This window comes from Pseudomonas sp. PS01300, assembly GCF_029960155.1.
GTDB lineage: Bacteria > Pseudomonadota > Gammaproteobacteria > Pseudomonadales > Pseudomonadaceae > Aquipseudomonas > Aquipseudomonas palmensis.
In genome coordinates, this window is record NZ_JASCPN010000054.1 from 1 (window position 1) to 12,427 (window position 12,427).

At 66.0% G+C, this 12,427-nt stretch carries 12 protein-coding genes and 1 pseudogene; 6 read left to right on the top strand and 7 right to left on the bottom strand.

Features of this window, described 5'->3' with window-relative positions; all coding sequences use genetic code 11:
* Nucleotides 1-312: 312 nt before the first annotated feature.
* Nucleotides 313-1,194 (bottom strand): LysR family transcriptional regulator, encoded by an 882-nt coding sequence (locus tag QMX96_RS20980; protein WP_282362336.1) that lies wholly within the window; start codon nt 1,192-1,194, stop codon nt 313-315.
* Nucleotides 1,195-1,314: 120 nt separating this feature from the next.
* Here QMX96_RS20980 and QMX96_RS20985 point away from each other — a divergent pair, with 120 nt between their 5' ends.
* Entirely contained in the window at nt 1,315-1,923 is a 609-nt protein-coding gene (locus QMX96_RS20985) for a LysE family translocator (protein ID WP_043862636.1), read from the top strand.
* Here QMX96_RS20985 and QMX96_RS20990 read toward each other — a convergent pair.
* The gene (locus tag QMX96_RS20990; protein ID WP_221181553.1) at nt 1,920-2,090 is read right to left on the bottom strand and encodes a DUF6026 family protein; all 171 of its coding nucleotides are present in this window, start codon (nt 2,088-2,090) and stop codon (nt 1,920-1,922) included. The two genes, QMX96_RS20985 and QMX96_RS20990, sit on opposite strands and share 4 nt — an antisense overlap.
* A gap of 191 nt (nt 2,091-2,281) precedes the next feature.
* On the opposite strand from QMX96_RS20990, the pseudogene gnd reads away from it, so the two are divergent.
* From gnd to nudC, 5 genes and pseudogenes are all read left to right on the top strand, one after another.
* Nucleotides 2,282-3,268 (top strand): annotated as a pseudogene (gnd, locus tag QMX96_RS20995) (phosphogluconate dehydrogenase (NAD(+)-dependent, decarboxylating)); the annotation flags it as partial.
* On the top strand, nt 3,265-4,764 hold the full coding sequence (gene zwf, locus QMX96_RS21000; RefSeq protein ID WP_054915455.1) for a glucose-6-phosphate dehydrogenase: 1,500 nt from the start codon (nt 3,265-3,267) through the stop codon (nt 4,762-4,764). The pseudogene gnd and the gene zwf, both read left to right, overlap by 4 nt.
* A 10-nt stretch (nt 4,765-4,774) precedes the next feature.
* Nucleotides 4,775-6,574 carry a glycoside hydrolase family 15 protein gene (locus tag QMX96_RS21005; RefSeq protein ID WP_054915454.1) on the top strand — a complete coding sequence of 600 codons (1,800 nt, stop codon included), beginning with the start codon at nt 4,775-4,777 and terminating at the stop codon, nt 6,572-6,574.
* A gap of 134 nt (nt 6,575-6,708) precedes the next feature.
* Entirely contained in the window at nt 6,709-7,521 is an 813-nt protein-coding gene (locus tag QMX96_RS21010) for a crotonase/enoyl-CoA hydratase family protein (RefSeq protein ID WP_043859926.1), read from the top strand.
* A gap of 30 nt (nt 7,522-7,551) precedes the next feature.
* The gene (gene nudC, locus QMX96_RS21015; RefSeq protein WP_058541138.1) at nt 7,552-8,382 is read left to right on the top strand and encodes an NAD(+) diphosphatase; all 831 of its coding nucleotides are present in this window, start codon (nt 7,552-7,554) and stop codon (nt 8,380-8,382) included.
* On the opposite strand, the gene QMX96_RS21020 is transcribed toward nudC, so the two are convergent.
* From QMX96_RS21020 to QMX96_RS21040, 5 genes are all read right to left on the bottom strand, one after another.
* The gene (locus QMX96_RS21020) at nt 8,350-9,129 is read right to left on the bottom strand and encodes a TSUP family transporter (protein ID WP_043859924.1); all 780 of its coding nucleotides are present in this window, start codon (nt 9,127-9,129) and stop codon (nt 8,350-8,352) included. The genes nudC and QMX96_RS21020 overlap by 33 nt on opposite strands.
* A 166-nt stretch (nt 9,130-9,295) precedes the next feature.
* Nucleotides 9,296-10,063: an SDR family oxidoreductase gene (locus QMX96_RS21025; protein WP_043859923.1), complete on the bottom strand. Its 768-nt coding sequence runs from the start codon at nt 10,061-10,063 to the stop codon at nt 9,296-9,298.
* A gap of 28 nt (nt 10,064-10,091) precedes the next feature.
* Nucleotides 10,092-11,159 (bottom strand): phosphotransferase family protein, encoded by a 1,068-nt coding sequence (locus QMX96_RS21030; protein WP_054915451.1) that lies wholly within the window; start codon nt 11,157-11,159, stop codon nt 10,092-10,094.
* A gap of 178 nt (nt 11,160-11,337) precedes the next feature.
* Nucleotides 11,338-11,655 (bottom strand): SCP2 sterol-binding domain-containing protein, encoded by a 318-nt coding sequence (locus QMX96_RS21035; protein WP_043859921.1) that lies wholly within the window; start codon nt 11,653-11,655, stop codon nt 11,338-11,340.
* A 55-nt stretch (nt 11,656-11,710) separates the two neighbouring features.
* Nucleotides 11,711-12,421 carry a histidine phosphatase family protein gene (locus QMX96_RS21040; RefSeq protein WP_054915450.1) on the bottom strand — a complete coding sequence of 237 codons (711 nt, stop codon included), beginning with the start codon at nt 12,419-12,421 and terminating at the stop codon, nt 11,711-11,713.
* Between the last annotated feature and the right edge of the window lie 6 nt (nt 12,422-12,427).

Sequence of the window (12,427 nt, forward strand, 5' to 3'; positions counted from 1 at the left end):
GGTCAAGCCCGCTCCCACAGGTACAGCGCCGTTCTCGAAACCAGCGCCGTACCTGTGGGAGCGGGCTTGACCCGCGAAGTTTTTCAGGCCGGCAACTACCCCAGCAGGTACACCCGTAGCCGCTCGATACTCTCGCGCCACGCACTGCCCACCGGCCACACCAGGTAGTAGGCATCCCCCGTTGCCATCGCCTGTTCGAACTGAGGTCGGGCTTGAGGGCCTTATCGCGGGTCAAGCCCGCTCCCACAGGTACAGCGCCGTTCTCGAAACCTGCGCCGTGCCTGTGGGAGCGGGCTTGCCCCGCGAAGTTTTTCAGGCCGGCAACTGCCCCAGCAGGTACACCCGTAGCCGCTCGATGCTCTCGCGCCACGCACTGCCCACCGGCCACACCAGGTAGTAGGCATCTCCCGTTGCCACCGCCTGTTCGAACGGCAACGCCAGCCGCCCGGCGCGGACATCGTCGCTCACCAGCGCCAGGTCGCCGATCGACACGCCATGCCCGGCCATGGCCGCCGCAATCCCTTGCTCCAGCGTATCGAACAGCGTGCCGCGCTGCAGGTCGACCTGCTCGAGCAGGCCCGCCCCGCGCAGCCAGCGCTGCCAGTCCCGCCGGTCATTGGACGGGTGCAGCAACGCCACTCTGGCCAGCCGCTGCGCATCCCACACGCCATCCCCCAGCAACCCCGGCGCACAGATCGGGATCAATCGCTCATCGAACAGCCTGCACACCTCGACCTGCCCACCGAACTGCCCATTGCCCAGCAGCACCGCGCAGTCGTAGGGCTCGCTGGCAAAATCCACGCTGTCGACGTCCATCCACACGCTTGCCAGCTGCACGGTGTCGGCCTGGGCGTAGCGCTGGATGCAGCCCAGCAGCCAGCGCATGGTCAGGGTGGAGGGCGCCTTCAGGCGCAGGTGGCGCGAAGCGCTGCGAAACGGCTGGCAGGCCTGTTCGATCAGGGCAAAGCCGGCCCCCAGTTGCTCGGCCAGGCGCCGCCCGGCATCGGTGAGGCGCAGGCGCGGGCCGTGGCGCTCGAACAGGCGGCAACCGAACTGGGCCTCCAGGGTGCGGATATGGCGGCTGATGGCGCTCTGGGTCAGCGCCAGCTCTTCCCCGGCGCGGGTGAACGAACAGGTGCGCGCCGCCACTTCAAAGGCGCGCAGTGCATACAACGGGGGCAGACGTTCAACCATGCCAGGGGCAGTCCATGATGAGTATTTGTCGTAGTAGGGCAGAGCATTTTGCGTTTTTCAAGGGCGATGCAGCTGCGCACACTCTGCACCTGACCTGTATTGACGACAAAGGAGCCTCTTTTGAACACCACGCTGCTGTTGGCCTACCTGGGCACTGTACTCATTCTGATCGCCACCCCTGGGCCGGTGGTGGCGCTGGTGGTCGGCACCAGCGGGCGTTCGGGCACCGGGGCGGCCATACGCACGGCGCTGGGGGCCAATGCCGCCTCCCTGGTGCTGGTGGCCGCCGCTGCGCTGATCCTGGCCGGCAGCCTGGCACTCAGCCCGGTGGTTCTCAATGCGGTGGCGCTGGTGGGGTGCGTGTTCATGGCCTGGCTGGGGCTGGGGGCGCTGCGTGCGCCAGCCGTGGAGGATGCGCCGCCGCCCAGGGCAAGTGGCTGGTGGCACGGCTTTGCGGTGGGTATCGCCAACCCCAAGGACATTCTGTTCTTCGTGGCGTTCTTCCCGCAGTTCATCCACGTCACGGCCTCGTTCGGCACCAGCATCGGGGTGCTGGCGGCGTTGTGGCTGGTGGTCGACCTGGGGGTGCTGGCGCTGTACATCGCGCTGATGCGCGGCGCCCTGGCGCAGCGGCACCGGGCGCTGGTGGCCCGGCTGTCGGGGCTGGTGCTGTTGCTGGTGGCGGTGGCCGGCGCTGTGTATTCGGCGCGGGCGCTGCTGGCCGCCTAGAGAGTGACCACGGCCTTGTCGCTGCCCTGGGCCTGTTGCAACAGCAGGCTCAGCTGCGCCACCTGACGCTGCAACTGGTCGCGTTCTTCCTTGAGGCGGCGCAGTTCGTCGCGGCGCACGCTCACGTAAAGGGTCTGGGGTGGGCTCGCTGACATCAAGGTTCCCATTGCACACCTCGCAATTGGTTTGGTACATGGTTTGAGCGTAGACGCTCGATCGGCCGCGATTCTGAATTCTTTTTCCTGTCATGGGAACTTTTTTGTTTATCGCTGTCGTGCCGTTGGTCGATGAAACCAACCCGGGCCTGCCTGGACTAACCTTGAAGGCCTGAGCAGGCTTTCTACACTTTACGGAGCATCGGCACATGCAACTGGGAATCGTGGGGCTGGGCCGCATGGGCGGCAATATTGCAAGGCGCCTGATGCGCGAGGGGCACCACACCGTGGTGCATGACCGCAACGCGCCCGCCATCGATACGCTGGTGGCCGAGGGCGCCACAGGCGCCGCCGACCTGGCCGCACTGGTGCAGCAACTGGACGCGCCGCGCGCGGTCTGGGTGATGCTGCCGGCGGGCGAGGCCACCGAGCAGACCATCGCGCAACTGGCCGACCTGCTGGAAGCGGACGATGTGATCATCGACGGCGGCAATACCTTCTACAAGGACGACATTCGCCGCGCCCAGCACCTGGCCGAGCGCCAGTTGCACTACGTGGACGTCGGCACCTCCGGTGGCGTGTGGGGCCTTGAGCGCGGCTACTGCATGATGATCGGCGGCGAGCAGGCGATTTTCGAACGCCTCGAGCCGCTGTTCGCCACCCTGGCACCGGGTGAGGGCGACATTCCACGTACCCGTGGCCGAACCGGCCCCAGCGAGCGCGCCGAAAAGGGCTATATCCATGCCGGGCCACCCGGCGCCGGGCATTTCGTCAAGATGATCCACAACGGCATCGAGTACGGCCTGATGCAGGCCTATGCCGAGGGCTTCGACATTCTCAAGACCAAGGCCAGCGAGAGCCTGCCGGCCGACCAGCGCTTCGACCTCAACCTGCCCGAAATCGCCGAGGTGTGGCGCCGCGGCAGCGTGGTCACCTCGTGGCTGCTGGACCTGACCGCCGATGCACTGGTGGCCGACCCGCAGCTGGGCAGCTACAGCGGCTCGGTGTCCGACAGCGGCGAAGGGCGCTGGACCATCGATGCGGCGGTGGAGCAGGCGGTGCCGGTACCGGTGTTGTCCAGCGCACTGTTCGCGCGCTTTCGCTCACGCCAGCAGCAGGGCACCTACGGTGACAAGCTGCTGTCGGCGATGCGCTTCGGTTTTGGTGGCCATGTCGAGAAGCCCGAATGAGTGAACACGACGTCGAAGCGGCACCAGCCTGTACCCTGTTCCTGTTTGGCGCCAATGGCGACCTGGTCAAACGCCTGCTGATGCCGGCGCTGTACAACCTGCACCGCGACGGCCTGCTGGACAAAGGCATGCGCATCGTCGGGGTCGACCACAACCCGGCCACCGACGGCGAATTCGCCGAGCGCCTGGAAACCTTCATGCGTGAACGCGACCAGGGCGAGGGCGCCACCCGGTGCCTGGACGACAAGCTGTGGAAGCGCCTGGCCAAGGGCATCGGCTACCTCACCGGCGACTTCATGGAGCCCTCCACCTACCAGGCCATCGCCGAGCGCATCGACAAGGGGCGCACCGGCAACGCGATCTTCTACCTGGCCACCTCGCCGCGTTTTTTCAGCGGCGTGGTGCAGCAACTGGGGGCGGCCGGGCTGCTGGACGAGGCCAACGGCTTTCGTCGGGTGGTGGTGGAGAAGCCCTTCGGTTCGGACCTGGCCAGCGCCGAGGCGCTGAACGCCTGCCTGCTCAAGGTGATGAGCGAAAAGCAGATCTACCGCATCGACCACTACCTGGGCAAGGAGACGGTACAGAACATCCTGGTCAGCCGTTTTTCCAACGGCCTGTTCGAGGCGTTCTGGAACAACCACTACATCGATCACGTGCAGATCACCGCTGCCGAGACGGTGGGCGTGGAAACCCGTGGCGCCTTCTACGACACCACCGGGGCACTGCGCGACATGGTGCCCAACCACCTGTTCCAGCTGCTGGCGATGGTGGCGATGGAGCCGCCCGCCGCCTTTGGCGCGGACGCGGTGCGCAGTGAAAAGGCCAAGGTGATCGGCGCGATTCGCCCGTGGTCCAAGGCCATGGCCCTGAAGAACTCGGTGCGCGGGCAGTACACCGCCGGCAAGCAGGGGCGCAAGAAGCTGGCCGGCTACCGCGAAGAGCCACGGGTCGACCCCGATAGCCAGACCGAAACCTACGTGGCGCTCAAGGTGATGATCGACAACTGGCGCTGGGTGGGCGTGCCGTTCTACCTGCGCACCGGCAAGCGCATGAGCGTGCGTGACACCGAGATCGCCATCTGCTTCAAGCCGGCGCCCTATGCGCAGTTTCGCGACAGCGACGCCGAGCGGCCCAAGCCCAACTACCTGAAGATCCAGATCCAGCCCAACGAGGGCATGTGGTTCGACCTGCAGGCCAAGCGCCCGGGGCCGACCCTGGCCATGGAGAACGTCGAGCTGGGTTTTGCCTACAAGGACTTCTTCAAGATGCAGCCCTCCACGGGCTACGAAACCCTGATCTACGACTGCCTGACGGGCGACCAGACGCTGTTCCAGCGTGCCGACAACATCGAGAACGGCTGGCGTGCGGTACAGCCGTTCCTGGACGCCTGGGCGCAGGGCGGCGAGGTACAGCCGTATGCGGCCGGGGAAGACGGGCCGCAGGCGGCCGACGAACTGCTGGCCCGCGATCGGCGGGTCTGGCACAGCATTGGTTGACGGGAGGTTCATGACGGGCGCCATCGAAGACTACGCACTACTGGGCAATTGCCGCAGCGCAGCACTGGTGGGCCGTGACGGCTCGCTGGACTGGCTGTGCTTTCCACGCTTCGACTCGCCGGCCTGCTTTGCCGCGCTGCTGGGCGACGAAGAAAACGGGCGCTGGCAGATCGCGCCGCGTGAAGCGCCGCTGGAGGTAACCCGCGAGTACCAGCAGGACACCCTGATCCTGCACACCACCTTCGTCACTGCCAGCGGCCGTGCGCGGCTGATTGACTGCATGCCGCTGGACGATGCGCACCACAGCGTGCTGCGCATCGTCGAGGGGCTGGAGGGCGAGGTGGCCTTCGACATGGACCTGGTGATGCGCTTCGACTATGGCAGCAGCGTGCCCTGGGTCGAGAAGCTCGACCCGCTGACCCTGACCGCCGTGGCCGGGCCGGACCGCCTGACCCTGCGCAGCACGGTAAGCACCCACGCACGCGATCACCATACCGGCAGCCGCTTCAGCGTGAAGGCCGGGCAGCGCCACACCTTCAGCCTGAGCCACCAGCCATCGCACCTGCCGTTGCAGCCGGCCTTCGAGCCGGAGCAGGCGCTGCTGGACACCGCGCACAAGTGGCGCGAGTTTGCTGCGCGCTGCCCGCAGGTGGGCGAGCACACGGCGCGGGTCAAGCGCTCGCTGATCACCCTCAAGGCGCTGACCTATGCACCCACCGGCGGCATCGTGGCCGCGGCCACCACCTCGCTGCCGGAGCACCTGGGTGGCGAGCGCAACTGGGATTACCGCTACTGCTGGCTGCGCGATGCCACCATGACCTTGCTGGCGTTCATGAACCTGGGCTACTTCGAGGAGGCCCAGGCCTGGCGCGAATGGCTGCTGCGCTCGGTGGCGGGCAACCCCGAGCAGATGCAGATCATGTACGGCCTGGCCGGCGAGCGCCGGCTGCCGGAGTACGAGCTGCCCTGGCTGGCCGGCTATGCCGGTTCGCAGCCGGTGCGGGTGGGCAATGCCGCGGCGGTGCAGCACCAGCTGGACATCTATGGCGAGGTGGCCGATGCGCTGTGTCAGGCCATGCGCGGCGGCCTGCCGCGCTTGCCGCGCAGTGCGGCGATCGGGCGGGTGATCATGCCGTACCTGGAGACCATCTGGCGCCAGCCCGACGAGGGCATCTGGGAGGTGCGCGGGCCGCAGCAGCATTTCACCCACTCCAAGGTGATGGCCTGGGTGGCGTTCGATCGGGCCGCCAGCCTGAGCGAGCCGACCGAGGAGGGCAAAGCCCAGGCTGCGCACTACCGCGAGGTGGCCGCGCAGATCCATCGCCAGGTGTGCGAGCAGGGCGTCGATGCGCAGCTGGGCTGTTTTGTGCAGGCCTATGGCTCGCAGGAGATGGACGCGAGCCTGCTGCAGATTGCCCTGACCGGTTTTCTGCCAGCCGACGACCCGAGGTTTCTGGCAACCCTGGCGCAGATCGAGAAGCGCCTGCTGCATGACGGGCTGGTGCGCCGCTACGACAGCGACAGCGGCTGCGATGGGCTGGCGCCGGGGGAGGGTACGTTTCTGGTGTGCTCGTTCTGGCTGGCGGACGTGTACGTGCTGCTGGGGCGCCAGCAAGAGGCCCAGGCGTTGTTCGAGCGCCTGTGCGGGCTGTGCAACGATGTGGGGCTGCTGGCCGAGCAGTACGACCCGCAAGGTGGCCGCATGCTGGGCAATTTCCCGCAGGCCTTCAGCCATATCGGCATCATCAACACGGCGTTGAACCTGCACCGGGCGCAGTGTCCGGTGCGCGACAGGGCCCGCTGCGGGTGACTGCGGTGGCCGCTTCGCCGGCAAGGCCGGCTCCTGCAGTGCAGGAGCAACAGCCCAGCCTTTGGCACAAGCGCCGCCTACGGTCTGCGATATAGTCCAGCCACCCCATCCCGCGTCAGCCCAAGGAGTGCCACGTGACCGACTACACCGCGTTCAAGGTCGAACTGTCGAACAGCATCGCCCACGTCCAGATCAACCGCCCGGAAAAGATCAACGCCATGAATGCCGCGTTCTGGAGCGAGATCGTCGAGATCTTCCAGTGGATCGACGAGACCGACGCGGTGCGCGTGGTGGTGATCAGCGGCGCCGGCAAGCATTTTTCTTCCGGCATCGACCTGATGCTGCTGGCCTCGGTGGCCAACGAAATGGGCAAGGACGTAGGCCGCAACGCGCGCCTGCTGCGGCGCAAGATCCTGCAGATGCAGGCCTCGTTCAACGCCGTGGATACCTGCCGCAAGCCGGTGCTGGCAGCCATCCAGGGCTACTGCCTGGGCGGCGCGATCGACCTGATCGCCGCCTGCGACATGCGCTACGCGGCTGCCGATGCGCAGTTCTCGATCAAGGAAATCGACATGGGCATGGCCGCCGACGTCGGCACCCTGCAGCGCCTGCCTCGCATCATCGGCGACGGCATGCTGCGCGAGCTGGCCTACACCGGGCGCACTGTCGGCGCCGACGAGGCGCGCCAGATCGGCCTGGTCAACCGCACCTTCGACGATCAGGCCAGCCTGCTGGACGGGGTCTTTGCGATTGCCGCCGAGATCGCGGGCAAATCCCCGATTGCCGTGGCCGGCACCAAGGAGATGCTCAGCTACATGCGCGATCACCGCATCGACGACGGGCTGGAATACATTGCCACCTGGAACGCTGCCATGTTGCAATCCACCGACCTGCGGGTGGCGATGGCCGCCAGCATGAGCAAACAGAAACCGCAGTTCGACGACTGAGCCCGGTCGCGAACCCTCAAGGAACGCAACATGTCAGCGCGCTGGACCACTGCAGTACTGGACCCCAACACCCCCGGCGGCCTGGCCGTCGCCCACTGTGCCGAGGGCTTTCTGGTGGACGCCAACGGCGCGCTGTTCCCGCGGGACTGGCTCAGGCGCCAGGACCTGGACGTGGTGTGCGAGCACGGCATCGGCCACTTCGACGGCCAGCCGGTGTTTCTGCTCGAACTGCGCTCGGCACAGGCGCCCCAGGGCTGCAGCTGGCGCGGCCTGCGCCAGTTCATGCTGGAAGGCGATTCCGATACCTACACCCTCCTTGGTTATGCCGCGCAGATCGCCACCTGGGCCCGCGAGCACCGCTTTTGCGGCAGTTGCGGGCAGGCGATGGTGCAGATCCAGTGGGAGCGCGCGATGTACTGCGCCGGCTGCGAGCTGCGCAGCTACCCGCGCATTTCGCCGAGCATGATCGTGCTGATCACCCGTGGCGACGAGATACTGCTGGCGCGCTCGCCACGCTTCGTGACCGGCGTGTACAGCACCCTGGCCGGGTTTGCCGAGCCGGGCGAGTCGGCCGAGGACTGCCTGGTGCGTGAGGTGCGTGAAGAGGTGGCGCTGGAGGTGAAGAACCTCCAGTACGTGGGCAGCCAGTGCTGGCCGTTCCCGCATTCGATGATGCTGGGCTTTCATGCCGAATACGCCGGCGGCGAGATCGTGATGCAGGCCGACGAGATCGAGGATGCCCAGTGGTTCAGCGTGCATGCGCTGCCGCCGTTGCCGGCGGGCCGCTCGATTGCGCGTTACCTGATCGACCTGTACGTGGCGCGCCGCCTAGGCCTGGCCGAACCAGTGCTGCCACGCTAGGCGCACGGTCAGGGCCAGCACCACGGTGATGAACACCGGGCGGATGAACTTGCTGCCGCCGCTGATGGCGGTGCGTGCGCCGAAGAACGCGCCGACCATCAGCGACGAGCCCATGGCCAGGCCCACCGCCCAGTCCACCTGGCCGGAGAAGATGAACACCGACAGTGCTGCGGCGTTGCTCACGAAGTTCATGCTGCGCGCCACGCCGCTGGCCTTGACCAGGTCGATGGGGTAGAGCAGCAGGGTGCTGACGGTCCAGAACGCGCCGGTGCCCGGGCCGGCCACGCCGTCATAGAAACCCAGGGTCAAGCCCTGGGGCAGTTGCCACTTCTTCTTGATCGGCGCATCGGCGTCCAGCGGCGCCTTTGGCGTGCCGCCGAACAGCAGGTAAACGCCGCAGGCGAACACCACCACCGGGAGCATCTTGTTCAGCCATTCGGCCGGCAGGTAGTGGGCAACGATGGCGCCGATGAAGGCCCCTACCAGGGTACCGACCAGGGCATGTCGCCACTGTGCGGGGTGGAACAGCTTGCGCCGGTAGTAGGTGAAGCCGGCGGTGGCCGAGCCGAAGGTGGAGCTGAGCTTGTTGGTGCCCAGCACCAGGTGCGGCGGCATGCCGGCGGTGAGCAGAGCGGGGGTGGTGAGCAGGCCGCCGCCGCCGGCGATGGCGTCGATGAACCCGGCCACGAAGGCCACGGCGGCAAGAATGGCTAGGGTGGTGAGATCTACGCTGAGTTCGAAGGGCATGGTGTTGGGCTTATTCGACTGGGGCGCAGAACGGTAAAGCTGCGCCTGAGGGGCGCTATGGTAAAGGAGATGGTGCGTGCCTGTCAGGGCCCTATCGCGGGTCAAGCCCGCTCCCACAGAAATAGCGGTGATCCTTGTGGGAGCGGGCTTGACCCGCTTTGCGGTATCAGGACAGGAACCCCCCATCCACATTCAACGCCGTACCGGTGGTGTAGCTGGACGCATCGCTGGCCAGGTACAGCACCGCGCCCGCCATCTCCTTCGGATCGGCCACGCGCTTGAGCGGGATCTGCTGCAGCGCCGTGTTCAGGATCGCTTCGTTCTTGACCAGCGCCGAGGCGAACCTGGTGTCGGTCAGCCCCGGCAGCAGCGCATTGCAGCGGATGCCAAAGGGGGCGCATTCCTTGGCGAACACCTTGGTCATGTTGATCACCGCCGCCTTGGTCACCGAGTAGATCCCCTGGAACACCCCCGGCGATACGCCATTGATCGATGCCACGTTGATGATGCTGCCGCCGCCGTTTTCGCGCATCAGCTTGCCGGCCTCGACCGACATGAAGAAGTAGCCGCGGATGTTCACGTCGACGGTCTTCTGGAAGGCGCTCAGGTCGGTGTCCAGCACGTTGCAGAACTGCGGGTTGGTGGCGGCGTTGTTGACCAGGATGTCCAGGCGCCCGAACTGCTCGCGAATGCCGGCGAACACCGCGCCGATCTGTTCCATCTCGCCAATGTGGCAGGCCACCGCCGTGGCCTTGCCGCCGGCGGCGATGATCGCGTCGGCCACGTGCTGGCAGCCGTCGAGCTTGCGGCTGGACACGATCACGTGGGCACCCTGCTGGGCCAGCAGGTGGGCAATCGCCTCGCCGATGCCGCGGCTGGCGCCGGACACGAAGGCGATCTTGCCGTCGAGGTCGAACAACTGGGTCTTGGACATGGGGCGGGTTCCTTGTAGTTGTAGGGCGTCAGAGCGTGGATTTGCCGATGACCTGCAGGCTCATGTGCTCCAGCAGCTTGTTCATGTGCACGAACTGGGCGAAGCGCTTGTCCTGGGTCTGGCCATGGAAGAAGCGGTAGTAGATCTGCTGCACGATGCCGGCCAGGCGGAACAGGCCGTAGGTGTAGTAGAAGTCGAAGTTGTCGATCTGCAGCCCGGCACGTTCGGCGTAGTAGTCGACGAACTGGCGCCGGGTGAGCATGCCCGGTGCGTTGCTCGGCTGGCGACGCATCAGCTGCACGGGCGCAGGGTCGCCGGCTTCGATCCAGTAGGCCAGGGTATTGCCAAGGTCCATCAGCGGGTCGCCGAGGGTGGTCATTTCCCAGTCCAGCACGCCGATGATGCGCATGGGGTTGTCGGCGTCGAGGATCACGTTGTCGAAGCGGTAGTCGTTGTGCACGATGGCGGGGCGTGGGTGGTCGGCCGGCATCTTCTCGCGCAGCCAGGCGATCACCGCTTCCCAGCGCGGTGCATCCGGGGTCAGGGCCTTTTCATAACGTGCGCTCCAGCCTTCGATCTGGCGCTGCACATAGCCTTCGGGCTTGCCCAGGTCGGCCAGGCCGCAGGCGGTGTAGTCCACCTGGTGCAGCTCGACCAGGCGGTCGATGAAGCTCTTGCACAGGGCTTCGGTGCGCTGGCTGTCCAGGCCCAGCTCGGGGGGCAGGTCCGAGCGCAGGATGATGCCCTTGACCCGGTCCATCACGTAGAACTCGCCGCCGATCAGCGATTCGTCGGTGCAGTGCACGTAGGCCTTGGGGCAATAGGGGAAGCCGCTGTTGAGCTGGTTGAGGATGCGAAACTCGCGGCCCATGTCGTGGGCCGACTTGGCCTTTTGCCCGAACGGCGGGCGGCGCAGCACGAACTCGCGGTCCGGGTAGCTGAGCAGGTAGGTGAGGTTGGACGCGCCACCGGGGAACTGGCTGATCACCGGCGTGCCGCTCAGGCCCGGAATGCTGGCCTTGAGATAAGGGTCGATGAGGGCGGCATCGAGTTCTTCGCCGGGGCGAACCTGGGTCGACTGGTCGGTGAGCGTCATGCTTTTCCCTTATTCTGAAAGTCGCTGATTATTGTTTAATCTAATTCTCGTGGATAAACCGAACAAGTGTTTGACTGTGTTATAGGCCAGCGTGTTGCACCACGATCACCACCCCTGATGCCGGGCGAAAAAAAACCGAAGCACAAGGCTTCGGTTCTGGTCGGCATCAGCGCAAGGCTCAGGCCGGGAACAGCTCGCTGAGTTTCATCGACAGCATCATGTCGCCTTCGACGCGCAGCTTGCCGCCCATGAAGGCCTGCATGCCGTCGGTTTCGCCGCTGACGATGCCCTTGAGGGTTTCGCTGTCCAGCACCAGGGTGCAGTTGGCGTCAGGGTTTTCGCCTTCCTGCAGATCGCAGGTGCCGTCCTTGACGATCAGCGAGAAGTGCTTGTCTTCGTCGGTGATGTTGAAGCCGAACACCAGGTCCAGGCCGGCAGCGGCGGCAGGGTTGAACTTCTCTTGCATGGCTTGAACGGCTTTAGCTACGTCGGTCATGGTGTATTCCTTATTAAGTGATGTAAGCGACCCTGGGGCCGCAACAGGCCGGTGCTCATCGGTAGGTGATGAGCGCCGGCACCCTCAGCAACTGCACGTGGGCCTGGTTGTTGAAGGAAGCCAGCGCCACCTCGCGGCCACGAAACTTCAGCTGGCTGAGCGAGGTGTTGACGATCTGCCAGTTCAGCGCGAACGCCTGGCTGGGGGTGATGCCGGTGATCAGGTGGAGCAGGGCGGTGATGGTGCCGCCGGAGGTGAAGATGGCAATGTTGTCGCCTTGCCCGGCCTCGCGCAGCAGGCGTTGCAGGCCGTCGTGCACCTGCTCGACGAAGGCCTGCCAGCTTTGCAGGCCGTCGACATCGTGCTCGCCGCCGTGCCAGCGCTGCACCAGCAGGGCGAACAGGCGCTGGAACTCGCTGCGGTTGTCGCGGGCATTGCGCAGGATGTGCAGCGCCTCGGGCTCGTCCGGCAGCAGGCCGGGCAGCAGCGCGCGGATGACGGCGTCGGCGTCGAATTCGTTGAAGGCAGGGTCGGTTTCCAGGCTGGGTACCGCGCTGCCGGCAGCCTGCAGGCGGGCCAGGGCCAGGCGTGCGGTGTGCTGCTGGCGGCGCAGGTCCCCGGCCACGCAGCGATCCAGGCGCAGGCCCAGCTGGGCGAGGTGATCGCCCAGTGCTTCGCTCTGGGCAATGCCGGTCGGCGACAACACGTCGTAGTCGTCGGCACCAAAGGAGGCCTGGCCATGTCGAATGAGGTAGATGCTGCCCACGTCGTA

What these genes read in the sequence shown, in the direction of transcription:
- QMX96_RS20980 (WP_282362336.1), bottom strand. Translation starts at nt 1,194, where the DNA reads ATGGTTGAACGTCTGCCCCCGTTGTATGCACTGCGCGCCTTTGAAGTG.
- QMX96_RS20990 (WP_221181553.1), bottom strand. Translation starts at nt 2,090, where the DNA reads ATGGGAACCTTGATGTCAGCGAGCCCACCCCAGACCCTTTACGTGAGC.
- zwf (WP_054915455.1), top strand. Translation starts at nt 3,265, where the DNA reads ATGAGTGAACACGACGTCGAAGCGGCACCAGCCTGTACCCTGTTCCTG.
- QMX96_RS21005 (WP_054915454.1), top strand. Translation starts at nt 4,775, where the DNA reads ATGACGGGCGCCATCGAAGACTACGCACTACTGGGCAATTGCCGCAGC.
- nudC (WP_058541138.1), top strand. Translation starts at nt 7,552, where the DNA reads ATGTCAGCGCGCTGGACCACTGCAGTACTGGACCCCAACACCCCCGGC.
- QMX96_RS21020 (WP_043859924.1), bottom strand. Translation starts at nt 9,129, where the DNA reads ATGCCCTTCGAACTCAGCGTAGATCTCACCACCCTAGCCATTCTTGCC.
- QMX96_RS21025 (WP_043859923.1), bottom strand. Translation starts at nt 10,063, where the DNA reads ATGTCCAAGACCCAGTTGTTCGACCTCGACGGCAAGATCGCCTTCGTG.
- QMX96_RS21030 (WP_054915451.1), bottom strand. Translation starts at nt 11,159, where the DNA reads ATGACGCTCACCGACCAGTCGACCCAGGTTCGCCCCGGCGAAGAACTC.
- QMX96_RS21035 (WP_043859921.1), bottom strand. Translation starts at nt 11,655, where the DNA reads ATGACCGACGTAGCTAAAGCCGTTCAAGCCATGCAAGAGAAGTTCAAC.